Here is a 25,108-nt window from a genome sequence, read left to right on the forward strand (position 1 = left end):
CGCCGATCGGGCCGCGGCCCGGAGGGACTACGCTCCGACGGGCTGCTGCTGCCGGCGCCCGCTGCGCACGGCCCGATTCACCGAGCTGACGATCGCCTTGAGGGTCGCCCGCGTGGTGTCCGGGTCGATGCCGACGCCCCACAGGCGCTGGCCGTCCACCTCGAGGTCCACGTAGGCGGCGGCCACCGCGTCGCCGCCCGAGCTCATCGCGTGCTCGACGTAGTCGAAGAGCGTGACGGCGTGGCCCGCCTCGTTGAGCGCGTTGAGGAAGGCGTCGACCGGGCCGTTCCCGCGCGAGGTGAACTGGTGCTCGCCCTCGCCGTCGCGGTAGTCGACGGTGAGCTCGGTGACGCCGTCGCCGGCGCTGGTCGAGGCGGTCCGGAACAGCTCGTAGCGCCCCCAGCGCGCCGCCGTCGAGTCGCCGGTGACGGGCAGGTACTCATCCTGGAAGATGCGCCAGATCTCGTCGCTGGAGACCTCGCCGCCCTCGCTGTCCGTGACGCCCTGCACGACCGAGCTGAACTCGATCTGCAGCCGACGCGGCAGGTCGAGCGAGTGATCCGTCTTCAGCAGGTACGCGACGCCGCCCTTGCCCGACTGCGAGTTGACGCGGATCACGGCCTCGTAGGAGCGGCCCAGATCCTTCGGGTCCACGGGCAGGTAGGGAACGGCCCACTCGATGTCGTCGATCGAGACGCCCGCCGCCTCGGCGTCTCGGGCCATCCGCTCGAACCCCTTCTTGATGGCGTCCTGATGCGATCCGGAGAAGGCGGTGTAGACGAGGTCGCCGGCCCAGGGGCTCCGCTCGGGCACGCGCAGCTGGTTGCAGTACTCGGCGGTGCGGCGCACCTCGTCGAGGCGGGAGAAGTCGATCTGCGGGTCGATGCCCTGCGTGAAGAGGTTGATGCCGAGCGCCACCAGGTCGACGTTGCCGGTGCGCTCGCCGTTGCCGAACAGGCAGCCCTCGATGCGGTCGGCGCCCGCCATGTACCCGAGCTCGGCCGCCGCGACCGCGGTGCCGCGGTCGTTGTGCGGGTGCAGCGAGAGGATCACGTTCTCGCGGTGGTTCAGGTGGCGGCTCATCCACTCGATCGAGTCGGCGTAGACGTTGGGGGTGGCCATCTCGACGGTCGCCGGCAGGTTGATGATGACCTTGCGCTCGGGCGTCGGCTCCAGGATCTCGAGCACCTCGTTGCACACCTCGACGGCATACTCCAGCTCGGTGCCGGTGTACGACTCCGGCGAGTACTCGTAGAAGATCTCGGTGCCCGCGCAGATCGGCTCGCTCGCACGGCAGAGCCGCGCGCCGTCGAGCGCGATCTGCTTGATGCCCTGCCTGTCGGAGCGGAACACCACGTCGCGCTGCAGGATGCTGGTGGAGTTGTACAGGTGCACGATGGCCTGCTTGGCCCCGACCAGCGACTCGTACGTGCGCTTGATGAGGTGCTCGCGTGCCTGGGTCAGCACCTGGATCGTGACGTCGTCGGGGATCGCCCCCTCCTCGATGAGGTGGCGGACGAAGTCGAAGTCGGTCTGGCTCGCGCTCGGGAACCCGACCTCGATCTCCTTGTAGCCCATCTTGACCAGCAGATCGAACATGATCCGCTTGCGCTCGGGGCTCATGGGATCGATGAGCGCCTGGTTGCCGTCGCGGAGATCGACCGCGCACCAGCGGGGCGCCTCGGTGATCCGCTTCGAGGGCCAGGTGCGATCCGGGAGGTCGACCTGGATGATCTCGTGGAACGGCCGGTAGCGATGCGTCGGCATACCGGAGGACTGCTGCATGTTCTTCATGGTCTCGTCTTCTCTCGCTTCGAATCTTGCTCAGCCAACACGAACGCCGCGACGAGGGAGGCCTGGAAGTCTAGGACTCGTCGCGGCGGCTAAGGAGAAGCGAGCCGAACAGCATGCGTTGATCGTATCACGACTCGCGAGCCCGCCCGATGCGCGGAGCGGGCGGGACTTCATAGGGTGAAGACATGAAGAACTCGCGAAGAATGCTCCGCGGCCTGGTTCTCGCTGCGATGTTCGGAACGGCGGCGCTGCTCGGCGTCGGCGCCGCTCCCCCGCCCCCGGCGCAGGCGGACGTCTCCGATTTCAGCTACGACCGGTGGGACGTCGACTACCGCATCGGCGTCGACGACGCGGGGCGAGCCGTCGCCCGCGTCACCGAGACGTTGACCGCGCGCTTCCCCGACTACGACCAGAACCGGGGACTCGTCCGCGGCCTTCCCGACGACTACGAGGGCGCCTCGACCGACCCGCGCGACTTCTCCGTCACCGACGCCTCGGGCGCTCCCGTACCGTTCGAGGTCGAGCACGACGACGGCTTCACGGCCGTGCTGACGGGCGACGACTCGTACGTGCACGGCGTGCAGACCTACGTCATCGAGTACACGCTGAGCGACGTGATCCTCGCGCGCGACGACGGCGAGGCCGACGAGTTCTACTGGGACCTCACCGATTTCGAGCACCGGCAGCGGATCGACGCGTTCTCGGCCGAGATCGAGTTCTCGCCCGAGCTCGCGGCGCGGCTGAACGGCGACGCGAGATGCTATTCGGGCCCGGCGGAATCGACCGACGAGTGCGGGGTCACGGGAGGCGAGGGCGGCTTCCGGATCTCGGTGCCGGGGCTCGGCCCCGGCGAGGGCGTGACCGTGGCCATCGGTCTGGAACCGGGCAGCGTCGAGCAGCCTCCGCAGCGGCTTCCCGCTCCGCTGCTCGACGTGCTGCCGCTCGTCGTGTCCGGCGCCGGCCTCGCAGCGGGCGCTGCCGGCCTGTTCGCCATCGGCGGTCTGAAGCGCAAGAAGCGGAAGAGCGGGCGCGGCACCGTCGTCGCACAGTACGACGTGCCCCGGAGCCTGCCGCCCCTGATCGCCGCCTCGGTGGCGGGGACGTCGACGAGCGCGCCTGCAGCCGAGATCGTGCATCTCGCGGTCTCGGGCGCGATCCGGATCGAGGAGGGCGAGGAGACCCGGGGGCTGTTCGGCCCGAAGCAGGGGCAGCCGGTGCTCCGCGTGCTGGACCCCGCCCGGGCCGAGGATCCGCTGGACCGGACGACCATGCGGCACCTGTTCGCGACGCTCGAGCCCGGCGTCGCGTTCGAACTGCCCCAGAAGGACGATGCGTTCGGGAAGCGGATGAGCGAGCTCGCCTCGATGGGCGGGAAGGAGGCGCTGCAGCGCGGATACTTCACCAAGGAGCGCAGCCCGGCCGGTCGGGTCCTCGGATTCGTCGCGCTCGGGCTGGCCGTCGTCATCGCCGTGCTCACGGTGCTCGGATTCGCATCGGGACGCGAGTCGGCGGTTCCCGTGATCGGCATCATCGCGGGCTTCCTCTCGTTCGCCTTCGGCATCGCCGCGATCTCGAAGCAGCGCGTCTACACGCCGGTCGGCGCCGAGTGGCGGGAGTACCTGGAGGGCGTCGAGCTCTTCATCAAGGTGGCCGAGGCCGACCGTCTGCAGATGCTGCAGTCCTACCAGGGCGCCGAGCGGCGGCAGGACGGCACGGTCGACGTGATCGAGCTCTACGAGAAGCTGCTGCCCTACGCGATGCTCTTCAACCTGGAGAAGGAGTGGAGCCGCGTGCTCGAGGTGAAGTACCGCGAGCAGCCCGGCTACGTCCCGGTCTGGTACCCGGGGGTCGCGGCCCACGGCATCGGCGACCTGACGTCCACCATCTCCTCCTTCACGAGTTCGCTGACCTCGTCGGTGAGCTACACCTCGAGCAGCTCCGGAGGCTCGAGCGGCGGCGGGTTCTCCGGCGGCGGAGGCGGAGGCGGGTTCTCGGGCGGCCGCTGAGCGAGGACGCGGAGCGTTCGAGCCAGCGGCCGGTGCTGCCACTGCAGCAGCCCACGGAGCGAAGCGCGGGGTGGGCCGCTGAGCGAGGGATGGGCCGCTAGAACCCGAGCCGGCCGAGCGCCTTGGGGTCGCGCTGCCACTCCTTGAGCACCTTCACGCGGAGCGAGAGGTAGACCCGTCGCCCGAGCAGCTCCTCGATCTCGCGCCGCGCACGCTCGCCGACGTCGCGCAGCCGCGAGCCGCCCTTGCCGATCACGATGCCCTTCTGGCTGTCGCGCTCGACGTAGAGCGAGGCGTAGATCTCGAGCAGGCCGAGCTCACCCTCGCGCTTCGGATCGCGCTCCTCCCGGTCGTCCACCGTCGCCGCGAGCGAGTGGGGGAGCTCGTCGCGCACGCCCTCGAGCGCGGCCTCCCGGATGAGCTCGGCGATGCGGTCGTCCTCGCCCTCGTCGGTGGTCTGCTCGGCCTCGTACAGCGGCGGCGACTCGGGCATGAGATCCAGCAGCACGTCGGCGACGATGTCCAGCTGCTCCCCGGTCACCGACGAGATCGGCACGACCGCGTCCCACTCCCGCAGCGTTCCCAGCCTCGTCAGCTGGTCGATGATCTCGGGCCTCGACGCCTCGTCGACCTTGGTCAGGATCGCGACCTTCTTCGCACGCGGAAAGTCGTCGAGGCGGTCGTTGATGAAGCGATCGCCCGGTCCGAGCTTCTCGTTCGCCGGCACGCAGAACCCGATCACGTCGACGTCGCCGAGCGTCGCCTCGACGAGAGCGTTCAGGCGCTCGCCGAGCAGCGTGCGGGGCCGATGGATGCCGGGGGTGTCGACGATGATCAGCTGCCCGTCCGGGCGATGCAGGATCCCGCGGATCGCCCGTCTCGTGGTCTGGGGCTTCGGGCTCGTGATCGCGATCTTCTCGCCCACGAGCGCGTTCGTCAGCGTCGACTTGCCGACGTTCGGCCGCCCGACGAACGAGACGAAGCCCGCCCGGAATGCCGTCGCGTCGGTGCTCTCGGAGCGCTCCTCGTTCATGCCCTGTCCTCTCGTGCGCCGCTCCCGCGGGGGCGGGGGATCTCGCCGGCCGTCTCCTCGCGTGCGAAGCGGTCGTCGCCGGGCGCCGCGCGCTCCCCGCCGACCCAGCGCGCTCGCACGCTGATCAGCCGCTGCCTGCGGCGCTCCGTCGCGACGGCCGTGAGCTCGATGCCCTCGATGCGGACGCTGTCGCCCTGCTCGGCGAGCCGGCCGAGGTGCTTCGCGACCAGTCCGCCGACGCTGTCGACCTCGTCATCCTCGAGCTCGATGTCGAAGATCTCGCCGAGACGGTCGACCGGCAGGCGGGCGCTCACGAGGAACGAGCCGTCGGCCTCGGGGATCGCCTCGGGCGCCTCGCGGTCGTGCTCGTCGCTGATGTCGCCGAGCAGCTCCTCGATGAGATCCTCGAGGGTCACGAGCCCGGAGATGCCTCCGTACTCGTCGACCACGAGGGCCAGGTGGTTCGCCTCGCGCTGCATCTGCCGCAGCAGGTCGTCGGCGCTCTGCACCTCCGGGACGAAGATCGCCGGTTTCATGATGCGCGTGACCGGTGCGTGCTCCGCCTCCTCCGGGCGGCGCAGCACGAAGCCGCTCGCGTCCCGCAGGTAGGCGACGCCCGCCACGTCGTCGGCCTCGCCCGTGACCACCGGCACCCGGGAGTGGCGGGAGGCGAGCAGCTGCTCCAGCGCGTCCCGGACGCTCAGCTCGGCGTCGACGGTGATCATGTCGATCCGGGGCACCATGACCTCTCGGACGAGGGTGTCCCCGAACTCCACCAGCGAGTGGATGTAGTCGCGGTCGTCGTCCTCGAGCAGGGCCTGCTCGGCGGCCTGATCCACCATCGAGAGCAGCTGCTGCTCGTCTCGGATGCGAGCGCTGCCGGGGCCGCGGCCCGGAGTCACGCGATCGCCGAATCGGATGAGCCCCGTCGCGAGCGGCCCGAGGATCACCCGGATCGCGTGCACCGCCGGCGCCGAGAAGCGGATCACGGCGTCGGGGCGGTGGGTGCCGACGGTGCGGGGGCTCGACCCGACGAGCACGAATCCGAGGCCCGTCATCACGAGCGTCGCGAACACCAGCTCGATCCACAGCTGGTCGAAGGTGTAGGCGACGACGAGGGTGATCAGCACGGCCGCGAACGTCTCGGCGAACACGCGGGCGAAGCTCAGCGCGTTGAGGTGCATCGTCTCGTCGTCCGCGATCGCCCGGATCGCGCTGCTCCGCTTGGGCGACTCCTCGGCCAGGTCGAGCAGGTCGGCGCGGGAGCGCACCCCGAGCGCGGCGTCGCTCGCGGCGAGCAGGCCGCCGACGCCGAGCAGCACGGCCGCGGCGATCAGCAGCAGCGCGACGAGCCCGCCGCTCACCTCGACCTCTCGCGCATCGCGAAGCCGAGCAGCAGATCGCGCTGCAGGCCGAACATCTCGGCTTCCTCATCGGGGGTCGCGTGGTCGAAGCCGAGCAGGTGCAGGATGCCGTGGGTGAGCAGCACGCCGATCTCCTGCGCCATGTCGTGCCCCGCCGCCTCGGCCTGCACCTGGGCGACCTGCGGGCAGATGACGATGTCGCCGAGCAGGCCGGCGGGGGTCAGCGCGTCGGGCCGGCCGGGCTGCAGCTCGTCCATCGGGAAGCTCAGCACATCGGTGGGGCCGGGGATGTCCATCCACTGGACGTGCAGCTGCTCGATCGCCGCCTCGTCCACGAGCATCACCCCCAGCTCGGTGTCGGGGTGCACGTGCATCGACTCGAGCACGAACGCGGTGAGGCGCTGCAGGGAGGCCTCGTCGACCTCGACGCCCGACTCGTTGTTGATCTCGACGCTCACCGGGCGTCCCCCTTCTCGGAAGTTCCGCGGCCGCGGGCGGACCGCTCTCGGGCGGCGCGATCCCGAGCGCCCGGATCCCGAGCGCCGTCCTCGTCCGACCGCTGCTCCTCGTGGGCGGCGTAGGCGTCCACGATCCTGCCGACCAGGCTGTGCCGCACGATGTCGTCGGCGGAGAGTTCGCTGAAGTGCACGTCCTCCACGTCGTGCAGGATCCTGGACACCTGCCGCAGTCCGCTGGCCCGGAGCGGCAGGTCGACCTGCGTGATGTCGCCGGTCACCACCATCTTGGAGCCGTATCCGAGCCTCGTCAGGAACATCTTCATCTGCTCGGGCGTCGTGTTCTGCGCCTCGTCGAGGATCACGAAGGCCTCGTTGAGCGTGCGTCCGCGCATGTAGGCGAGCGGCGCGACCTCGATGGTGCCGTTCGCGAGCAGCTTCGGCACCACGTCGGCGTCCATCATCGCCCCCACCGCGTCGAAGAGGGGCCGCAGGTACGGATCGATCTTGTCCTCGAGGGTGCCGGGCAGGTACCCGAGCCGCTCCCCCGCCTCGACCGCGGGCCGGGTGAGGATGATCTTCGACACCTCCCGCCTCTGGAGCGCCTGCACGGCCTTCGCCATCGCGAGGTAGGTCTTGCCGGTGCCCGCTGGGCCGATGCCGAACACCACGGTGTTCTCGTCGATCGCGTTCACGTACTCGCGCTGCCCCTGCGTCTGCGGACGCACGGCGTTGCCGCGCACCGTCAGGATCGGCTCCGAGAGCGTGCGCGCCGCGTTCGGTCCCTGGCCCGCCTGCACCATCCGGGTCACCTCCTTCACGTCGTGCCGCGAGACGGCGCCGCTGCGACGCGCCACCTCGAGCACCTCGCCCACCACCTGCTCCGCGTGCCGCACCTCGTCGGCCGGCCCGCTCAGGGAGAGGACGTGGTCGCGCACGTGGAACTCGATGCTCGGGTGCTGCGCCTCGAGGTCGGCGATCAGCTGGTCGCGGTGGCCCAGGAAGGATGCGAGGTCGACCCCCGTCAGCAGCACCGTGCGGTGCAGCTCAGGGGTGGGAGTCGGTTCAGGATCCAACGAGTCTGCTCTCCTCGAATTCGCCGGCGAGCACGTGGGCGTGGACGTGGAACACGGTCTGCCCGGCGCTCGCGCCGTTGTTGAAGATCATCCGGAACTCGCCGTTCGCGTGCTCCTCGGCGAGCCGCTTCGCGACGGCCACCATCTCGGCGAGCGTCTCCGGAGAGCCCGCGGCGAGCTCGGTCACATCGGCGTACTCCGTGGTCTTCGGAATGACGATGATGTGCACCGGAGCCTGGGGGCTGATGTCGGGGAAGGCGAGGACCCGGTCGGTCTCCGCGAGGATCCTCGTCGGGATCTCGCCCGACACGATCTTGCCGAACACGGTTTCTGCTGCCATGCGCACAGTCTACCGGCTCGCATCCGCGGGGCGCGCTGCGGGCCGGGGTCAGAACAGGGTCGGCTGCGCGGACGGCGCTCGCCGCGCCCCTCCGCCTCCGACCCGCGGCCGCATCGCCCGGGCGAGACCGGCGGAGGCGAGCACGACCTCGGCGACGAGGTCCGCGTCTCCGGGCCGGGCCGGATCCAGCCAGTCGTCATGGAACTCGCGGGGCAGCACCAGCGGCATGCGCGGGTGCGCGCTGCGCGCCTCGCCCACCGCATCACGGGTGACCATCGAGTAGCTGAGCAGCTCGGAGCCGTCGGGCTGCGGCGAGACGGCGGTGATGGCCGCGATCCCGAACGGCGCACCGCCCGGCAGCTCGAACGTACGGCCCTTCTCGACGTACCAGGTGGCGGGCAGGATCGCGCGTCGCTGGAACGCCTGTCGCCAGCTGCGCAGCAGCTGGTCGTCGCGGGAGTTGAAGGCGGAGTAGGCGGCCGGCTCCCCACCGACGTGCAGCCACCACCAGCCGAGCACGAGCTCGCGCGGCACGCGGTGGGTGCCGGTCGCGGGCGGCGCGGCAGGCGCAGGAGACGCGTACTCCGCTCGCGGCACGATCACCGGGTTGAGGTTGCGGGCCTTGCGCCCCGTGATGCGCGCGACGCCGTCGTGCTCGGCGACCCAGGCTCCGAGCATGCGCTCGACGCTCAGGGCGTCGCGCGGGGAGACTCCGAACTCCTCGGCCGGCCGGAACCGCACCCGCGACGGGCGCGCGGCCGACCCCGTCCCACCGCCATCGATCGCTGGATCCGCCGCGTCATCCCGCACCTCGATGCCGTACACCGCGCACATGACCTCGCGCCCCGTCTCTCTGGAGTGCTCGGGCTACCAGCGGCCGAGCGCCACGTTGAGCACCGCGAGCGCCGCGGGGCCCGCCGAGGAGGTGCGCAGCACGGTGCCGCCCAGCAGCAGCACCTGGGCCCCCGCCTCCTGCAGCGCGTCGACCTCACGGTCGCTGAGGCCGCCCTCTGGACCGACGACGAGGTAGACGTCGGGCGCCGCGCCGTCGTCCGCACTCCGGCCTGCCCCATCCGCGCCATCACCCGCACTGCCTGGCTCGAGGCGGAGTCGCGCCCAGTCGCTCAGCGGCCCGGTGCCGCGGGGGTGGAGCACCACGACGCGGACGTCTCCGCTCGCCGCGAGACCGCGCAGGCCGTCGAGGGTGACGGGATCCCGCACCTCGGGGATCCGCGCGCGCAGGGACTGCTTGGCCGCCTCGCGCGCGATGCGCCGCCACTTCGCGACCCCCTTCGCCTCCTTCTCGGAGCCGCCCGGCCCGTCCCAGCGCGACACCGAGCGCTCGGCCTGCCACGGCTGGATCGCGTCGACCCCGAACTCGGTCGCCTGCTCCACGGCCCGTTCGTCGCGGTCGCCCTTCGCGAGCGCCTGCACGAGCACGAGGCGCGGCGACGGCTCGGGCTCCGACAGCACCTCCTCGACGCGCACGGTGAACCGGTCCCGCGCCGCCTCCTCCACGGTGCCGACGGCTCGCGTTCCCCGGCCATCGCCCACCATCGTGCGCTCGCCGACTCGGAGCCGGCTCACCCTGACGGCGTGCCGGGCCTCCTCGCCCGCGACGGCGACGACCTCGCCGGGCACAAGGGAGCCCGGGGGCAGCTCCTCGGCGAAGTAGAGGTTCGCCACGGCGATCAGCCCTGACGGAAGAAGCGGTCGCGGATCTTGCCGAAGAAGCTCTGATGGAACTCGCCGAGCTCGGGGGCGCCGTCCTTGCGGAGCGCCGCGAGCTGCCGGACGAGGTCCTTCTCGCGGTTCGAGAGCTTCGTGGGGGTCTCCACCTGCACGGCGATCTTCAGGTCGCCGCGCGTCGTCGTCTGCAGCCCCTGGATGCCGCGACCGCGCACCGTGATGATGTCGCCCGACTGCGTGCCGGCGGGCAGGTCGAGGCTCACCTCGCCGTCGAGCCCCTGGATGGTGGTCTGGGTGCCGAGGATGGCGTCGGTCATGCTCGCGTGGACGGTGCACAGCAGGTCGTTGCCGTCGCGGCTGAAGGTGTCGTGGTGGGTGAGCCGGAACTCGATGAAGAGGTCGCCGTTGGGCCCGCCCGCGGGGCCGACCTCGCCGCCGCCGCGCATCTGCATGCGCGTGCCGGTGTCGATGCCCGAGGGGATGTCGATCGGCAGCGTGCGCCGCTCGCGCACGCGCCCCTTGCCCCCGCACTCGACGCACGGGTGCTCGATGACGGTGCCGTAGCCCGAGCAGCTGCCGCAGGGGTGCATGGTCACGACGTTGCCGAAGAGCGAGCGCACCTGGCGCTGCACCTGCCCCTGACCGCCGCAGACGTCGCAGGTGACGGGGGCGGTTCCAGGCTGGCAGCAGCTGCCCGAGCAGGTGCCGCAGAGCACGGCGGTGTTGATCGTGATGTCGCGCTGCGCGCCGAAGACGACCTCTTCCAGCGAGACGTCGACGCGGATCATCGCGTCGTCGCCGCGCTCGGAGCGGGAGCGGGGCCCGCGCTGACCGCCGCCGAAGCCGCCGCCGCCGCCGAAGAAGGTCTCGAAGATGTCGCCGAAGCCCGCGGCCCCGCCGAACTGATCCCCGCCCGAGTCGTAGCGCTGGCGCTGCTCCGGGTCGCTGAGCACGTCGTAGGCGTGGGTCACGTCCTTGAAGCGCTCGGCCGCCTCCTCGCTCGGATTCACGTCGGGGTGCAGCTCTCGCGCGAGTCGACGATAGGCCTTCTTGATCTCCTCGGGGGTCGCCTCGCGCGACACCCCGAGTGCCTGGTAGTGGTCTGCCACGGTCTGCAGCTCCTCAGTGATCGATGGTCGATGAAATGTGTGTCGGGACGGGCTCCGCCCGGGACCGCGGTCCCGGGCGCGGTCCGGGCGATGGGCTACCCCTCGCCCAGCGCCCCGTTGAGATACCGCGCGACCGCCCGCACCGCGGCGATGTTCCCCGCGTAGTCCATGCGCAGCGGCCCGAGCACGCCGAGGCGCGACACGGAGTCGCCCTCCGTCTCGTAGCTGGAGGCGATGATCGATGCGGCTCCGAGACCGTAGGGCTCGTTCTCCCGACCGATGGAGGCGGCGACGTCGCGCTCGCCCTGCACGAGCTCGCCGAACAGACGCAGCAGGGTGACCTGCTCCTCGATGGCTTCGAGCACCGCCGGCAGGCTGCCCGCGAACTCGCCGGGACGGCTCAGGTTCGCGGCGCCCGAGATGGCGATCCGCTCGCTGCGGTTCGCCCGCAGCTGACCGTTCAGCACGGCGAGCACGCTGCGCACCAGCTCGGTCTCGTCCGGCTGCGCCCAGTCCTCGACCGTGTCGCCGAGCCTCGCGATCTCCGTCACCGCGGTCTCGACGTCGTTGCCCACGACGGCGCCGGCGATGCGCTCGCGGAGCCCGTGCACCCAGGCCTCCGTCACCTGCGCGGCCGGGAGCCGCGCGACCTGCTGCTCGACAACGCCGGTGCCGAGGATCAGCACGCACAGCACCCGGTCCTCGCCCACGGCGACGAGCTCGACGTGGCGCACGACGGTGCGCCGCAGCGAGGGGTACTGCACGACGGCGACCTGGTTGGTGAGCTGCGCGAGCAGCCGCACCGTGCGGGCCATGACGTCGTCGAGATCCGCCGACTCGCCGAGGAAGCGCTCGATCGCGGCCCGCTGGGCGGCCGACAGCGGGCGGATCCTCGCCAGGGTGTCCACGTAGAGCCGGTACCCCTTGTCGGTGGGCACCCGACCCGACGACGTGTGGGGAGCGACGATCAGATCCTCCTCCTCGAGGAGGGCCATGTCGTTGCGGATCGTCGCCGCCGAGACGCCGAAGTGGTGCCGATCGACGATCGCCTTCGAGCCGACGGGCTCGTTCGAGGCCACGAAGTCGCTGACAATGGCGTGCAGAACCTCGAGACTACGCCCTGAGACCATCATCCCTCCCTCACTGGCACTCCTCGCACTTGAGTGCCAAGTCTATCGCAGCCCGCCGACATCTCGCCCGGAGCGGGCGCGCGCTACCCGAGCAGGCGGTGCACCACCGTGTCGGCGAGCAGGCGTCCGCGGAGCGTCGGGACGATCCGCCCGCCGATCGCCGCCCGGCCGTCGATGAGGCCGTCGGCGATGAGGCCGGGGATCCCGCGCCGCTCGTCGGGCGTGAGCACCTCGGCTGGCAGGCCGTCCGCGATCCTCGTCTCGAGCAGGATCCGCTCGCTGCGCCTGGCCTCCGAGCTCAGGACCTCGCGGGCGTGCGCCGGCGAGACCCCGCGACCGATCCGCTCCGCGTAGGCGCCGGGATGCTTCAAGTTCCACCACCGCGTGCCGCCGACGTGGCTGTGGGCGCCCGGGCCGGCCGCCCACCAGTCCTCTCCAGTCCAGTAGGAGAGGTTGTGGCGAGAGCGCGTCGATCCCCCGCTCTGCCGACTGCGCGCCCAGTTGCTGATCTCGTACCACTCGAACCCGGCGTCCGCGAAGCGGGCATCGGCGAGCTCGTACATCTCGGCGTGCAGGTCGTCGTCGGGGGCGGGCACCTCTCCGCGTCTGATCCGCGCCGCGAGCTTCGTCCCGCGCTCCACGATGAGCGCGTAGGCCGACACGTGATCCGGCTCGGTCGCGAGCGCGGCGTCGAGCGACCGTTCCCAGTCGGCGACGCTCTCCCCGGGCGTGCCGTAGATCAGGTCGACGCTCACCTGCAGGCCGGCCTCCCGGGCCCACCGCGTCACGAGCGGGATGCGCTCGGGGGTGTGGGTGCGATCGAGGGTCGCGAGCACGTGCGGCACCGCCGACTGCATGCCGAAGCTCACGCGGGTGAATCCGGCGTCCGCGAGGCGCTCGAGGTAGGCCCGGTCGACCGAGTCGGGGTTCGCCTCGGTCGTCACCTCGGCGCCCTCCGCGAGCCCCCACTCGTCGCGGATGCGGCCGAGCATGACCGCGAGGTCGGTGGCCGGCAGCAGCGTGGGCGTGCCGCCGCCGAAGAAGACCGTGCTCACGCGTCGTTCGGGCAGCCCGGCGTCACGCAGCACGCGGGCGCCGAGACTCAGCTCGCGCTGGACCTGGTCCGCGTAGTCGCCCCGGCTCGTGCCGCCGAGCTCGCTCGCGGTGTAGGTGTTGAAGTCGCAGTAGCCGCAGCGCACCCGGCAGTAGGGGACGTGCACGTACACGCCGAAGGCGCGGCGCTCGGCGCCCTCGCGCACGCTCGGCGGCAGGGAGCCGTCCTCCGGCGCCGGATCGCCCTCCGGCAGGATGCTCGGCACCGCTCAGCGATCCCGCTCGTCGGCGCCGTGGGCGTCGGCGTCATGGACGTCGGCACCGGCGTCGCGGTCGTCGACACCGCGCACGTCGGTGCCCGGATCTTCGACGTCCTGCGCGTCGCGGATCTCGGCGAGGTGCGCATCGCGGGCCTCGGCGAGGTGCTCGTCGCGGGTCTCGGCGAGGTGCTCGTCGTGGGTCTCGGCGCCCTGCGGACTCTCGCCGGGCCCCGCGCCCGGGGCGAGCGAACGCAGCTGATCCTTCACCGAGGCGATCGCCGTCTTCAGCAGCGAGCGCCCCTTGATCCCGAGCAGTCCGCCGTTCGGCACGGTCAGGAAGCCTCGCGCGACGGCCCAGACGGTGTCGTCCTCGCGGTGCTCGACGGTCAGCAGCTCCTCGCCGACGACGCCCTCCTCATCCGAGGTGCCCCACGCGAAGCCGACCCGCCGCGGTTCGTCCACCGTGTAGACGACCATGACGGCCCGCGGCTCCCGCTCCTTCTCGTGCCGCAGCTTCGCCGTGGTCCCCGCCGTGAGGTAGGGCTCTCCGTCGGGGCCGAACTGGTCCTCCGCCTCGGGCGCGGGCTCGGGTCGGCCGTCGGCGTCGAAGACCACGCCGGCGTACCGTTCGCCCTCGCCGCGCACGATCTCGCTCACCTCGTACCCGGCGCCGCGCTGAGCGCCCCAGGTCATGAGGAGGCTGGACGCCGTGATGAAGCGCTCCTGGCCGCTGCCGAGACGCAGCGTCTCCTCGAAGGGCGTCATGCCCTCCGGGGGGAAGCGCAGGAGGTCGGGCGCCTTCGAGGCGCCCACGGCGGCGTACGAGGCCGGCATGCCGACGAAGCTCTGCCTGCGGCTCACTTCTTCGCCTCCTTGCCCTCGACGTCCCCGGAGAGGGCGGCGATGAACGCCTCCTGGGGCACCTCGACGCGGCCGACCATCTTCATGCGCTTCTTGCCCTCCTTCTGCTTCTCGAGCAGCTTGCGCTTGCGGCTGATGTCGCCGCCGTAGCACTTGGCGAGCACGTCCTTGCGGATCGCGCGGATCGTCTCACGCGCGATCACGCGCGCGCCGATGGCGGCCTGGATGGGCACCTCGAACTGCTGCCTGGGGATCAGCTTGCGCAGCCGCTCGGCCATCATCGTGCCGTAGTGGTAGGCGTTGTCGCGGTGGACGATCGCGCTGAAGGCGTCGACCTTGTCGCCCTGCAGCAGGATGTCCACCTTGACGAGGTCTGCCTCCTGCTCGCCCATCGGCTCGTAGTCGAGGCTCGCGTAGCCCTGGGTGCGGCTCTTCAGGTGGTCGAAGAAGTCGAAGACGATCTCGCCGAGGGGCATGCCGTAGCGCAGCTCGACGCGCTCGCCGAGGTACTCCATGCCCATGAGGCTGCCGCGCCGGCTCTGGCACAGATCCATGATGGTGCCCACGTAGTCCTTGGGGGCGAGGATCGCCACGCGCACCATCGGCTCGCGCACGCTCGCGATCTTGCCGTCGGGATACTCCGAGGGGTTCGTCACCGTGATCTCCTGCCCGTCCTCGCGGGTGACCTGGTAGATCACGCTGGGGGCCGTCGCGATCAGGTCGAGGTCGAACTCGCGCCGCAGGCGCTCCGAGATGATCTCGAGGTGCAGCAGGCCGAGGAACCCGCAGCGGAAGCCGAAGCCCAGCGCCACCGAGGTCTCGGGTTCGTACTGCAGCGCCGCGTCGGAGAGCTTGAGCTTGTCGAGCGCCTCGCGCAGGATCGGGTAGTCGCTGCCGTCGATCGGGTAGAGCCCCGAGAACACCATCGGCTTGGGATCCGTGTACCCGGGCAGCGCCTCCTGGGCGCCGCGGATCTTCGTCGTGACGGTGTCGCCCACCTTCGACTGGCGGACGTCCTTCACCCCCGTGATGAGGTAGCCCACCTCGCCGACCGCGAGCCCCTTCGTGGCCTTCGGCTCGGGCGAGGAGACGCCGATCTCGAGCGCCTCGTGCTCGGCGCCGGTCGACATCATCTGGATCTTCTCGCGAGGGGCCAGGCGGCCGTCGACCATGCGGATGTACGTGACCACGCCGCGGTACGGATCGTAGACCGAGTCGAAGATCATCGCTCGCGCCGGCGAATCCGCCGCGCCCACCGGAGCGGGCACCCGCTGCACGACGCGGTCGAGCAGCTCCTCGACGCCGGCGCCCGTCTTGCCCGAGACCGCGAGGATGTCGGCCGGGTCGCCCCCGATCAGATCGGAGATCTCTCGGGCGACGCGCTCCGGCTCCGCCGCGGGCAGGTCGATCTTGTTCAGCACCGGGATGATCTCGAGGTCGTGCTCCATCGCGAGGTACAGGTTCGCGAGCGTCTGCGCCTCGATGCCCTGCGCCGCGTCGACCAGCAGGATCGCCCCCTCGCACGCCGCGAGGGAGCGCGAAACCTCGTAGCTGAAGTCGACGTGGCCGGGGGTGTCGATCATGTTGAGCGCGTAGTCGCCGCCCTCGGCCTGCCAGTTCATGCGCACGGCCTGCGACTTGATGGTGATGCCGCGCTCGCGCTCGATGTCCATCCGGTCGAGGTACTGGGCGCGCATCTCCCGGTCCGGCACCGTGCCCGTGATCTGCAGCATGCGGTCGGCAAGCGTCGACTTGCCGTGGTCGATGTGCGCGATGATGCAGAAGTTGCGGATCATCGCGGGATCGGTGGAAGCCGGGGCCGGGGGGTTCACGCTGCGTGGAGACATTGCGAGCAATTATCCCACAGCGGCGCGGAATGCCGGGACGCCGCGAACCCGCCGGAGGACGCCGAGCGGCGGGGCGGCCCCGGAGCGACGCCGGGGGCGACCCCGGGGCGACCCCGGGGGCCGCGACCGATCTGCGATGATGACGCCATGGCACGCGTCGCAGCTCTCTCCCGCTACCCGGTCAAGGGCTTCACCCCGGAGCCCCGGGAATCACTCACCGTGCAACCCGACGGCCGCATCGCCGGAGACCGGGTGCTGGCCTTCCGGTTCGCCGATGCCGCGGTGCCCGAGCGGCGGGACGGCCTCGACTACTGGCCGAAGGCGAAGGGCCTCGCGCTGCAGGACTTCCCGTCTCTGGCCGCGCTGCGGCTCTCCTACGACGCCGACGCGCAGCGCGTCCGGATCGGGATCGGCGACGAGGAGCTGGTCGAGGCGGGCCTCGACGCCGCCGGACGGGCCGAGCTGGTGGGGGCCGTCACCGACTTCGTGCTTGCGAGCCCCGAGGCGAAGCGGCTGCGCAGACCGGGGCGGCTCCCGCTCGTCCTCGTGGGTGACGGCGTGCGATCCAGGTTCCAGGACCGCCCGCGGGGCTACGTGTCCCTGCATGGCGGAGCGAGCCTCGCGGCGCTGAACGCGGCGCTCGGAGGCCCCGTGGACGATCGGAGATTCCGCTCCAACGTCGTCGTCGACGGCCTCGAGGCCTGGGAGGAGCTGGAGTGGCGGGGACGGGTGCGGATCGGCGACGTCGCGTTCTCGACGGAGGAACCGATCGTGCGCTGCCTCGCGACCCACGCCAACCCCGACACCGGGGTCAGGGACGCGCCGGTGCTCACCGCGCTGACCCGGCGACTGGGGCAGCGCGAGCCCACGCTCGGCCAGCTGCTGCTGCCCGTCGGAACCGGAGGCGTGATCCGGATCGGCGACGAGGTGAGCGTCGAACGGTGAGGTGGAGCGGCGAGCGACCGTCTCGTGCTCCGAACACGCCGGGAGGCCCGTGTACCCCGACCGCCCGTCTTCTGGTAAAGTTGATTCTTGGCTTGCGTGTGGTTACACCACACAACCCGCGAGGTGCCCTCTCTCGCCGCGCGGAACAACCCGTCAAACTCCTAGGTTGTAAGGAACAGAACCCAACGTGGCAAACATCAAGTCGCAGATCAAGCGCATCAAGACCAACCGCAAGGCGACCGAGCGCAACAGGGCGTACAAGAGCGAGCTCCGCACCTACGTCCGCGCGGCCCGCGAGGCCATCGCCTCGGGCGACAAGGCTGCCGCCGAGGCGAAGCTGCAGGCCGCAAGCCGCAAGCTCGACAAGGCCGTTTCGAAGGGCGTGATCCACAAGAACCAGGCCGCGAACCGCAAGTCGAAGCTCGCCACGCAGATCGCCGCTCTCTGAGCGCAGCGCCTCCGCGAACGCGCGAACGAGAAGGGCCCCGCCGCACGGCGGGGCCCTTCTCGTGTTTCGGGCGAAGTTCTCGCATTCCGCTCGGAGCTCATCACGTCCGACGGCGGCCCGGGCATCCGAGCGCGTCAGTCGTCGCGCAGATCCTCCTTGGCCTCGTTCTTCGCCTTCACCGAGTCGCGCTCGGCCTCCGCACGCCTCACCTCGGCCTCGGCGCGCGCTTCATCGGCCTTGTCCTTCAACCGGTCGACGCCGTCCTCGACCGCTCGGCCGGCCTTCTTGGCCGCGGCCTCGACGGTCTCCTTCGCGTTGTCCAGAATCCCCATGCTGGTCCCCTTTCACGAGTGGTACCCCCACGCTATTCCGGTTGCCGCAGGGTTTCCAGTGCGGCCGCCGGTTCTCAGCATCGGCCCAGGCTCCCGGCGCCGGTGCGCCCTCACCGCGCCCGGCCCACCTCGCGCCCTCTGCGCGCGACGAAGAGCAGGTAGCGCTCGAGGGCGTACTCGGGGTCTCGACTTCCCCCCTTGAGCAGCCACTCGGTCTCGGCGGCCAGGTCGATGCACCGGGCGAGGTCGCTCTCCCGCCATCCGCGCACCTCGCGCTGCGCGCGATCGACCTGCCAGGGCGCCATGCCCAGCTCCTTCGCGAGCTGGCCGCTGCTCCCTCCGGCCCCGAAGACGCGCGCCATCGCCCGCACCTTCATGTTCAGCGCGGCGAGCATCGGGATCGGGTCGGTTCCCGTGGACAGCGCCTGCCGCAGCAGCACGAGCGCGTCGGCGGCGCGTCCGGCGGTGGCGGCGTCGGCGACCTTGAACGCATTCGTCTCCACCCGGCCCTCGGTGGAGTGTCCGACCTCCTCCTCCGTGAGGCGCGTCCCCGCATCGGAGACGAGCTGCGCGCAGGCTCCCGCCAGCTCTCCGATGCCCCCGGCGTATGCCGCCACGAGCATGCGCAGCGCTCCCGGCGTGATCTGCGCCCCCAAGCGGCGGAACTCGGCCTGCGCGAAGGCCAACCTGTCCTGGTCCTTCTTGATCTCGGGGCAGACGACCTCGACCCCGTCGGCGGCGCCTCCGCGTACCAGGTCGAGCAGCGCCTTGCCTCGTTGGCCTCCGGCGTGCCGCAGCACGAGCGTGGTGTCCTCGGCGGGCTGCTCGAGATACCGCTTCGCGTCGGCGAGGAAGGCGTCGGAGCTCTTCTCGACCGCCTCGACCCGGATGAGTCGCGGCTCGGCGAACAGCGAGGGGCTCGCGACGGTGAAGAGCTCCCCCGCGGCGTAGCCGGCGGCGTCGATGTCGTGCACCTCGAGCTCGGTCTCCCCCGCCCGCAGCGCCTCGCGGATGGCCTGGCTCGCGCGGTCCGCGAGGAACCCCTCGGGGCCGCTGATCAGCACCACCGGCGCCGGGCGCGCCTCGGTCCACTTGAGCTGCGGGATCTTCGCCTTCGCACCGCTCTTCGCCCCGGTGCTTCCACGTGCTGCTGCCACCCCCACAGCCTATCCCCAGCCGCCCGCGCGGCCCTCGATGGACATCGGGCCCCGCGCCGAATGGTAACGAAAAGGTAACGAAGGAGGAGTGTCTGAACGGGCCCGTGTCCCACCCCCGGACTTCCCAGTGAGCCTCTGGCGCTGAGCGTTCCCGATCGGGCGTCTGCACCCCCGCGCAGGGGCGGGAATCGCGGCTTCCCCGGCTTGACGCGGAATCGACGCTCGTTATGTTGGGACGGGTGACAACGACACTCGCAGAACCGATGACCACCGCGGAGGCCGATGTCGATATTCGGATTCCCACGATGGAGGACGGGCAGCACCTGTGGGCGCTCGCCCGCGATTCCCGCGTGCTCGACCTCAACTCCAGCTACTCGTACCTGCTCTGGTGCCGCGACTTCGCCGAGACCTCGGCCATCGCGACCGTCGCCGACGATCCCGCGGGCTTCGTGACCGGCTACACCCGCCCCGAATCGCCCGAGACGCTCATGATCTGGCAGATCGCGGTCGGCGAGCGGCACCGCGGGCGGGGACTCGCCCTGCAGATGCTCGAGGAGCTCGTCGACCGCACCGGCACAAGCCGCCTCGAGACCACGATCACCGCGGACAACGACGCGTCGAGCCGCCTCTTCGCCGCGTTCGCCGAGCGACGCGGCGCCGCCTGCGTCAGCAGGCCCCTCTTCACCGAGGAGCTGTACCCCGATCGGCACGACACGGAGTTCCTGTACGAGATCGAGCCGGTCGCCTGATCGCCGCCGGAGGCGGCCGGGCTCGGGAGTTCCCGGGCGAGCGCCATCGTGCGCGCTCCCGCTCCCGGACGACCGCACGAGAAAGGAAAGCAGACCTCACCATGACCGACATCTTCGACACCCTCGAATCCGAGGTGCGCAGCTACTCGCGCTCCTGGCCAGCCGTCTTCACCCGAGCCGAGGGAGCCCGCCAGTGGGCGGAGGACGGCGGCGAGTACGTCGACTTCTTCGCCGGAGCGGGGGCACTCAACTACGGCCACAACAATCCCGCCGTGATGGAGCCGCTCATCCGCTACCTCCAGTCGGGCGCGGTGCTCCACTCGCTCGACATGAAGACCCCGGCAAAGCGGGAGTTCCTCGAGACCTTCCGGGACCTGATCCTGCGTCCGCGGCATCTCGACTACCGGGTGATGTTCCCCGGACCGACCGGCACGAACACCGTGGAGGCGGCGCTCAAGCTCGCCCGCAAGGTCACGGGGCGTCAGCACATCCTCTCGTTCACCAACGCCTTCCACGGCATGACCCTCGGCTCGCTGTCGGTCACTGGGAACTCGATGAAGCGGCAGGGGGCCGGGATCCCGCTGACCAACAGCTCGAAGATCCCGTACGACGACTACCTCGACGGCGAGACCCCGGATCTCCTCTGGCTCGAGCGGGTGCTCGAGGACTCCGGATCCGGCGTCGACAGGCCGGCGGCGATCATCGTGGAGACGGTGCAGGGCGAAGGCGGGGTGCGCGCGGCCCGCGCCGACTGGCTCCGCGGACTCTCGGAGCTGTGCCGCCGGCACGGCATCCTGCTCATCGTCGACGACGTGCAGGCGGGGTGCGGACGCACCGGCTCCTTCTTCAGCTTCGAGGAGTCCGGGATCGTGCCCGACATCGTCTGCCTCTCGAAATCCATCTCGGGATCGGGGCTGCCGATGGCGCTCACCCTGTTCAGACCCGAACTCGACGTCTGGGCACCCGGGGAGCACAACGGCACGTTCCGCGGGAACGCCCCAGCCTTCGTCACCGCGACCGCGGCGCTGCGCACCTACTGGGCCGACGCATCCTTCCAGAATCTGCTCGGAGGCACGGTGGCCCAGCTGCAGCGGTGGATGCAGTCGATCGTGGCCGAGGTCGACGGCGCGAGCATCCGCGGTCGCGGTCTGCTGGCCGGGATCTGCTTCGAGAATCCCGGCACGGCCGAGCGGGTGGCCGCCGAGTCGTTCGCCAGCGGTCTGCTGGTCGAGACCTCCGGCCCGCGGAACGAGGTGCTCAAGCTGATGCCGCCGCTCACGATCAGCACGCGCGATCTCGACGCGGGGTTCGAGATCCTCGCGGCCGCCGTGCGAGCGCAGACCCGAGAACCCGAACCGGCCGGCGTCTGAACGCGGCCGCCCGCCCCTGCCACCGTTTCCGCACCGAGGAGGAACACCGAACATGCACGTCATCGATCTCCACGATCTCGACGACACCGACCGCGACGTGAAGTCGGAGACCTGGCGCAGCCGGCGCATGGTCCTCGCGAAGGAGGGCGTCGGCTTCTCCTTCCACGACACCGTCATCTACGCCGGCACCACGTCGACCTTCCACTACCAGAACCACGTCGAGGCGGTCTACTGCGTGCAGGGCGAGGGCACCCTCACGAACGAGGAGACCGGCGAGGTCTTCCCGCTGCGCGACGGCACCATGTATCTGCTCGACGGCAACGAGAGGCACTCGGTGCGCGCCCGGTCCGAGCTGCGCATGGCCTGCGTCTTCAATCCGCCCGTCACCGGTCGCGAGGTGCACGACGAGAACGGCGTGTACCCGTTGGTCACGGAGGACGATCGGAGCGCGTGAGCGGCGCACTCGCCTCGCCGCGCAGTTCACCCCGCCTCCGCACTCGCCGCACCCGGCTCGCTCGGCCCGCGCCCGCACTCGCTGCACTCGCGGTACTCGCCTCACCCGGCGCGCGCTGCCCACGCCCGCAATCGCCCCGGCTCGCCGGCGATCGCGACCGATCCGTGCCGGTCGGTGCGCAGCGCGGCGATGCCGGAGGCCGCGAGGTCGGAGAGCACGTCGGGGTGCGGATGTCCGTAGCCGTTGTCCTCGCCGGCGGAGATCAGCCCGTACTCGGCTCCGCTCGCCGCGAGGATGCGGGGATCCTGATCGCGGGATCCGTGATGCGCGATCTTCACGACGTGGGCCGAGAGGTCGAGGCCCGACGCCAGGAGAGAGACGTGCTCCTCGCGGCCGGTATCCGCGAGGAGCAGCGCCGTGAGGTCGCCGGCACGCACGCGCAGCACGACGCTCGCGGCGTTGCTGTCGCTCGGCACGACATCCGGCCTCGGCGCCAGCACCTCCCATCCGAGGCCCCGCCCGCCCCCGAGCCCACCGCTCATCCCGGCGGTGCCGACGGTCGTCCGCACCGCCGCGGCCTCGAGCTGCCGCACGACGGCCCGATCCGCACCGCCCTGAGCGTGGGGCGGAGCGATCAGCGCGGCCTCGACGCGTTCGGCCACGGCCGAGAGCGCGCCGACGTGGTCGCGATCGTCGTGCGTGAGGACGAGCAGGGCGATGCTCCGCACGCCGAAGCGATCGAGGCAGGCGCCCAGCAGCTCGGGGTCGTCGCCGGTGTCCACGAGCATCACCGCATCAGGCCGGTCGGGATCGCGCAGCAGGAGCGCGTCGCCCTGCCCGACGTCGCACGCGACGACGCTCCAGTCCGCGGGCGTGCCGATCCGCTCGACGAGCGGCGCCGCAGCGGTGACCGAGACGAAGATCCCCGCCGAGGCGCAGGCGAGCAGGGCGACCGCTGCCCGCTGAGCCCGAGACCGCCCGATCGCCCGTTCCCAGGGGGCGCGACGGGGGCGCGGCGTGCCGCCGGGCAGCGCGATGCGGCCCGTGGCGACCGCCCAGCCGAGCAGCGCGGCGCCCTCGCACGCCGCGAGCAGGAGGGCGCCCGCCCATCCCTCCGGCCAGTGCCACCGGGCGAGCGGGAGAGCGGCGGTCACCTCCGCCGTCGCCGCGACCCAGCGCGCCGGGATGCTCGCCAGGCCGACGGCCCACTCCCCCGCCATCGCCGCGAACGGCAGCAGCAGCATGCCGAGCAGACCGATTCCCGTGCCGAACGGAGCCGCGGGCGCCGCGAGCACGTTGGCGAGGATCCCCGATGCGGGGAGGCCCGGCTGCAGCAGGAGCAGGAGCGGACCGCAGGCCAGCTGGGCGGCGATCGCGATGGAGATCGGGAGCGTCAGCGCCCGCGGAGCCCGCGGCAGACCGGGCACCCGCACGAGGCGACGCAGTCCGCGGTCGATCGAGGGAACGAGGAGCAGGATGCCGGCGGTCGCCGCGACGGAGAGCGCGAAGCCGGGCTGCAGCGCCTGCCAGGGGTCGGCGACGAGCAGCACGAGCATCGCGATGCCGAGCGAGGGCAGGGAGACGGCGCGCTTGCCCCCGAAGCCCGACACCAGGATGACGGCGGCCATGACCGCCGCGCGCTGCACGCTCGCGTCGGGACCGACGACGACGACGAAACCGGCGAGCACGGCGGCGGCGATCGCCGGCCGCAGTCGGAAGCCGGCGCCGAGACGCGAGGCGCACCAGATCGCCGCTCCGCAGATCAGGGAGATGTTCGACCCGGAGACCGCCGTGAGGTGCGTGAGCGAGCTCGCGAGCATCTGCTCCTCCAGCTCCTCCGGCACGAGCGAGGTGTCGCCCACGGCGAAGCCCGGCACGAGTTCCGCCCCCGGGACGCGCTCCGCCGCGGTCCGCAGCCGCTGCCGCAGCTCGGCCGCGGCGGTTCCGGCGGCCTCCCGAAGCCCGCCGCCGCTTCCCGCCGGGAGGCCGATCTCCGGCGCCGGCGCCTCCGAGAACGCCCGCACGGCGACGCCGTAGGCCGCCGCGGAGCCGGGATCGAGGCGCTCGAGGTGGCCTCGGATGCCGAGCCGGGTGCCCGGCCCCCACCGCTCGATCTCGTCGTCGAACCACAGCAGGACGGGCACGGCGCCGCTCGCGGCCTCGACCTCCGCCCGGGCCCACCCCCGGCTGCCGAAGGCCGTCCGCGTCGCTTCGGGGTAGCCCGTGAGGACGGCCCGCAGGGCGACGACGGTGCGCTGCTCCGCGGCGAGGGCGAGCCCCGGGTCGGACCTCGCCGCCTCCTTCGCCTCGATGCGCGCCCCGAGCACGAGGAGCACGGCGCAGCCCACGGCCCCGTAGCGCAGCAGTCTCCTGCCGACGCGAGCGACGGGGCGCGCTCTGCCCGCGTCGCGATGGAGCGCCGCCAGCAGCAGCCCCGCGCCCGTGACGCCGGCTCCGAGAGCGATCCAGCGCCCCGTCCCGGGCAGCACGACGGCTGCGGCGGCGACCGCCCAGCCGAGCAGGGCCGGGCCGAACAGCCGCCATTGCCCCGGCGGAGAGCGGGCCGCGCGTCCGTCGAGCCCCATCAGACCGCCACCCGATCCCGCAGGCCCTCGAGCGTCTTGACTCCGATCCCGGAGACCTCCAGCAGCTGATCGACGCTGGCGAAGCCGCCGTTCGCCCCACGCCAGTCGATGATCCGTTGCGCGAGCGCCGGACCCACCCGGGGCAGCGTCTCGAGGGCGGCCGCATCGGCGGTATTCAGGTTCACGAGGCCGGTGCCGATAGCGGCTCCGCCGACGCCGGCCTCCGCCTCAGAAGAGGCGCCGGGGCCTCCGCCTGGAGCTGCGCCCGGCGCGGTCCCTGCAGCAGCTGCGGCAGCCGTCTCCGCGTCGGGAACGAGGATCTGCTCGCCGTCCGCGACGACCCTTGCCAGGTTGACACCCGAGAGCACCGCCTCCGGCGTCGTGCCTCCTGCGGCGTCGATGGCCGCCTCGACCCGAGCGTCGGCCGGCAGCTCGTACACGCCCGGGTCGTTCACCTCGCCGACCACGTGCACGAACACCTCGCCGGTCGGGTCACCCGTGTTCGCTCCCCTCGACGTGCCGGTCGCATCGGCAGTGTCGCCGGAGTCGGAGTCGACCCCGGTCGCCGCGGAACCGCCCTCGGAGAGCGACGCCGCTGCCCGGTCAGCGTCGAGTGCCGCCCCGAGCGGATCGTGCGGCTTCGCCATCACCACGACGATGGCGATGACCACGGCCGCGACGAACACGACGGCGCCGGCGAGAGCGGGCACCGAGACGGCCCTCGACAGGCGCTGCCTCAGCGTCGGCGGCGGGCGCCAGTTCAGGGGCTCGGGAGGCTCCCCGCTCGGGTCGGGGTCCGCGTCTGCCGAGGTTCGATCGGAGTCCGCCCCGCGACCGTCGCCGGTGCTCCGGGCGTCGTCGACCTCCTCGGCGCGGAGGCGCACGGGCTGTTCGGCGCGGAGGCGCACGGGCTGTTCGGAGCCGCTCCGCGCGGCGAGGAGACGATCCGCGAGCCCGAGGCCCGCGGCGCTCTCCTCACCGTGCGCCCCTCTGCGACCGGGAAGGTCTCGTGTTGCCGTCATGCCGCAACGTTAGGTCGCGCGACGCCTCT

23 protein-coding genes are annotated in these 25,108 nt (G+C 71.6%); 6 read left to right on the forward strand and 17 right to left on the reverse strand.

Annotation, left to right across the window (positions count from 1 at the left end; all coding sequences use genetic code 11):
* Positions 1-27: 27 nt before the first annotated feature.
* Positions 28-1,794, reverse strand: coding sequence for a 2-isopropylmalate synthase (gene leuA, locus JD276_RS03955; RefSeq protein WP_200114107.1), 1,767 nt, complete (start codon positions 1,792-1,794; stop codon positions 28-30).
* A 185-nt stretch (positions 1,795-1,979) separates the two neighbouring features.
* Here leuA and JD276_RS03960 point away from each other — a divergent pair, with 185 nt between their 5' ends.
* Positions 1,980-3,800 carry a DUF2207 domain-containing protein gene (locus JD276_RS03960; protein WP_200114108.1) on the forward strand — a complete coding sequence of 607 codons (1,821 nt, stop codon included), beginning with the start codon at positions 1,980-1,982 and terminating at the stop codon, positions 3,798-3,800.
* Positions 3,801-3,897: 97 nt separating this feature from the next.
* On the opposite strand, the gene era is transcribed toward JD276_RS03960, so the two are convergent.
* From era to lepA, 12 genes are all read right to left on the reverse strand, one after another.
* The gene (gene era, locus JD276_RS03965) at positions 3,898-4,833 is read right to left on the reverse strand and encodes a GTPase Era (RefSeq protein ID WP_200114110.1); all 936 of its coding nucleotides are present in this window, start codon (positions 4,831-4,833) and stop codon (positions 3,898-3,900) included.
* Positions 4,830-6,197 carry a hemolysin family protein gene (locus tag JD276_RS03970; protein WP_200114112.1) on the reverse strand — a complete coding sequence of 456 codons (1,368 nt, stop codon included), beginning with the start codon at positions 6,195-6,197 and terminating at the stop codon, positions 4,830-4,832. Before JD276_RS03970 ends, era begins: the two co-directional genes overlap by 4 nt.
* Positions 6,194-6,655, reverse strand: a complete 462-nt coding sequence (gene ybeY / locus JD276_RS03975) for an rRNA maturation RNase YbeY (RefSeq protein ID WP_200114114.1) — start codon at positions 6,653-6,655, stop codon at positions 6,194-6,196. Before ybeY ends, JD276_RS03970 begins: the two co-directional genes overlap by 4 nt.
* Positions 6,652-7,728 carry a PhoH family protein gene (locus tag JD276_RS03980; RefSeq protein ID WP_200114116.1) on the reverse strand — a complete coding sequence of 359 codons (1,077 nt, stop codon included), beginning with the start codon at positions 7,726-7,728 and terminating at the stop codon, positions 6,652-6,654. The genes ybeY and JD276_RS03980 overlap by 4 nt, the downstream gene beginning before the upstream one ends.
* Positions 7,718-8,068 carry an HIT domain-containing protein gene (locus JD276_RS03985; protein ID WP_200114118.1) on the reverse strand — a complete coding sequence of 117 codons (351 nt, stop codon included), beginning with the start codon at positions 8,066-8,068 and terminating at the stop codon, positions 7,718-7,720. Before JD276_RS03985 ends, JD276_RS03980 begins: the two co-directional genes overlap by 11 nt.
* A 48-nt stretch (positions 8,069-8,116) precedes the next feature.
* Positions 8,117-8,902 carry an SOS response-associated peptidase family protein gene (locus tag JD276_RS03990; protein WP_233615303.1) on the reverse strand — a complete coding sequence of 262 codons (786 nt, stop codon included), beginning with the start codon at positions 8,900-8,902 and terminating at the stop codon, positions 8,117-8,119.
* Between the two features lie 33 nt (positions 8,903-8,935).
* Positions 8,936-9,754 (reverse strand): 16S rRNA (uracil(1498)-N(3))-methyltransferase, encoded by an 819-nt coding sequence (locus JD276_RS03995; protein WP_200114120.1) that lies wholly within the window; start codon positions 9,752-9,754, stop codon positions 8,936-8,938.
* Positions 9,755-9,759: 5 nt separating this feature from the next.
* A complete protein-coding gene (dnaJ, locus tag JD276_RS04000; RefSeq protein ID WP_200114122.1) occupies positions 9,760-10,866 on the reverse strand; it encodes a molecular chaperone DnaJ in 1,107 nt (368 codons plus the stop codon).
* A gap of 95 nt (positions 10,867-10,961) precedes the next feature.
* Positions 10,962-11,996, reverse strand: coding sequence for a heat-inducible transcriptional repressor HrcA (gene hrcA, locus JD276_RS04005; RefSeq protein ID WP_200114271.1), 1,035 nt, complete (start codon positions 11,994-11,996; stop codon positions 10,962-10,964).
* Between the two features lie 83 nt (positions 11,997-12,079).
* Positions 12,080-13,315, reverse strand: coding sequence for a radical SAM family heme chaperone HemW (gene hemW / locus JD276_RS04010; protein ID WP_200114123.1), 1,236 nt, complete (start codon positions 13,313-13,315; stop codon positions 12,080-12,082).
* Between the two features lie 3 nt (positions 13,316-13,318).
* Complete coding sequence (locus JD276_RS04015) at positions 13,319-14,170, reverse strand: DUF1990 domain-containing protein (RefSeq protein WP_307866435.1); 852 nt, start codon at positions 14,168-14,170, stop codon at positions 13,319-13,321.
* Entirely contained in the window at positions 14,167-16,017 is a 1,851-nt protein-coding gene (lepA, locus tag JD276_RS04020) for a translation elongation factor 4 (RefSeq protein ID WP_200114124.1), read from the reverse strand. The genes JD276_RS04015 and lepA overlap by 4 nt, the downstream gene beginning before the upstream one ends.
* A 147-nt stretch (positions 16,018-16,164) precedes the next feature.
* Here lepA and JD276_RS04025 point away from each other — a divergent pair, with 147 nt between their 5' ends.
* A complete protein-coding gene (locus JD276_RS04025) occupies positions 16,165-16,962 on the forward strand; it encodes an MOSC domain-containing protein (protein ID WP_200114125.1) in 798 nt (265 codons plus the stop codon).
* 187 nt (positions 16,963-17,149) lie between these two features.
* Positions 17,150-17,410: a 30S ribosomal protein S20 gene (rpsT, locus tag JD276_RS04030; RefSeq protein WP_200114126.1), complete on the forward strand. Its 261-nt coding sequence runs from the start codon at positions 17,150-17,152 to the stop codon at positions 17,408-17,410.
* Between the two features lie 134 nt (positions 17,411-17,544).
* Here rpsT and JD276_RS04035 read toward each other — a convergent pair whose 3' ends face one another.
* The gene (locus JD276_RS04035; RefSeq protein WP_200114127.1) at positions 17,545-17,742 is read right to left on the reverse strand and encodes a hypothetical protein; all 198 of its coding nucleotides are present in this window, start codon (positions 17,740-17,742) and stop codon (positions 17,545-17,547) included.
* Positions 17,743-17,852: 110 nt separating this feature from the next.
* Positions 17,853-18,899, reverse strand: coding sequence for a DNA polymerase III subunit delta (gene holA, locus JD276_RS04040; protein WP_200114133.1), 1,047 nt, complete (start codon positions 18,897-18,899; stop codon positions 17,853-17,855).
* Positions 18,900-19,162: 263 nt separating this feature from the next.
* Here holA and ectA point away from each other — a divergent pair, with 263 nt between their 5' ends.
* The 3 genes from ectA (at position 19,163) to JD276_RS04055 (ending at position 21,472) form a co-directional block, all read left to right on the forward strand.
* A complete protein-coding gene (ectA, locus tag JD276_RS04045; protein ID WP_200114136.1) occupies positions 19,163-19,648 on the forward strand; it encodes a diaminobutyrate acetyltransferase in 486 nt (161 codons plus the stop codon).
* 101 nt (positions 19,649-19,749) lie between these two features.
* Positions 19,750-21,018 carry a diaminobutyrate--2-oxoglutarate transaminase gene (gene ectB, locus JD276_RS04050; RefSeq protein WP_200114138.1) on the forward strand — a complete coding sequence of 423 codons (1,269 nt, stop codon included), beginning with the start codon at positions 19,750-19,752 and terminating at the stop codon, positions 21,016-21,018.
* A 52-nt stretch (positions 21,019-21,070) separates the two neighbouring features.
* Positions 21,071-21,472, forward strand: coding sequence for an ectoine synthase (locus JD276_RS04055; RefSeq protein WP_200114139.1), 402 nt, complete (start codon positions 21,071-21,073; stop codon positions 21,470-21,472).
* 101 nt (positions 21,473-21,573) lie between these two features.
* Here the strand turns inward: JD276_RS04055 and JD276_RS04060 are convergent, their stop codons facing one another.
* Together JD276_RS04060 and JD276_RS15840 are read right to left on the reverse strand one after the other, a co-directional pair.
* Positions 21,574-24,057, reverse strand: coding sequence for a ComEC/Rec2 family competence protein (locus JD276_RS04060; RefSeq protein WP_200114144.1), 2,484 nt, complete (start codon positions 24,055-24,057; stop codon positions 21,574-21,576).
* Positions 24,057-25,079, reverse strand: coding sequence for a ComEA family DNA-binding protein (locus JD276_RS15840; RefSeq protein ID WP_233615304.1), 1,023 nt, complete (start codon positions 25,077-25,079; stop codon positions 24,057-24,059). Before JD276_RS15840 ends, JD276_RS04060 begins: the two co-directional genes overlap by 1 nt.
* Positions 25,080-25,108 lie beyond the last annotated feature (29 nt).

The organism is Leucobacter chromiisoli, from assembly GCF_016522505.1.
Classification (GTDB): Bacteria; Actinomycetota; Actinomycetes; order Actinomycetales; family Microbacteriaceae; genus Leucobacter; species Leucobacter chromiisoli.

Excerpts from the sequence above, each read along its gene's own strand:
- leuA (WP_200114107.1), bottom strand. The coding sequence starts at position 1,794 with ATGAAGAACATGCAGCAGTCCTCCGGTATGCCGACGCATCGCTACCGG.
- JD276_RS03960 (WP_200114108.1), top strand. The coding sequence starts at position 1,980 with ATGAAGAACTCGCGAAGAATGCTCCGCGGCCTGGTTCTCGCTGCGATG.
- era (WP_200114110.1), bottom strand. The coding sequence starts at position 4,833 with ATGAACGAGGAGCGCTCCGAGAGCACCGACGCGACGGCATTCCGGGCG.
- JD276_RS03985 (WP_200114118.1), bottom strand. The coding sequence starts at position 8,068 with ATGGCAGCAGAAACCGTGTTCGGCAAGATCGTGTCGGGCGAGATCCCG.
- JD276_RS03990 (WP_233615303.1), bottom strand. The coding sequence starts at position 8,902 with ATGTGCGCGGTGTACGGCATCGAGGTGCGGGATGACGCGGCGGATCCA.
- hrcA (WP_200114271.1), bottom strand. The coding sequence starts at position 11,996 with ATGGTCTCAGGGCGTAGTCTCGAGGTTCTGCACGCCATTGTCAGCGAC.
- lepA (WP_200114124.1), bottom strand. The coding sequence starts at position 16,017 with ATGTCTCCACGCAGCGTGAACCCCCCGGCCCCGGCTTCCACCGATCCC.
- JD276_RS04025 (WP_200114125.1), top strand. The coding sequence starts at position 16,165 with ATGGCACGCGTCGCAGCTCTCTCCCGCTACCCGGTCAAGGGCTTCACC.
- JD276_RS04035 (WP_200114127.1), bottom strand. The coding sequence starts at position 17,742 with ATGGGGATTCTGGACAACGCGAAGGAGACCGTCGAGGCCGCGGCCAAG.
- ectA (WP_200114136.1), top strand. The coding sequence starts at position 19,163 with ATGACCACCGCGGAGGCCGATGTCGATATTCGGATTCCCACGATGGAG.
- ectB (WP_200114138.1), top strand. The coding sequence starts at position 19,750 with ATGACCGACATCTTCGACACCCTCGAATCCGAGGTGCGCAGCTACTCG.
- JD276_RS04055 (WP_200114139.1), top strand. The coding sequence starts at position 21,071 with ATGCACGTCATCGATCTCCACGATCTCGACGACACCGACCGCGACGTG.
- JD276_RS04060 (WP_200114144.1), bottom strand. The coding sequence starts at position 24,057 with ATGGGGCTCGACGGACGCGCGGCCCGCTCTCCGCCGGGGCAATGGCGG.
- JD276_RS15840 (WP_233615304.1), bottom strand. The coding sequence starts at position 25,079 with ATGACGGCAACACGAGACCTTCCCGGTCGCAGAGGGGCGCACGGTGAG.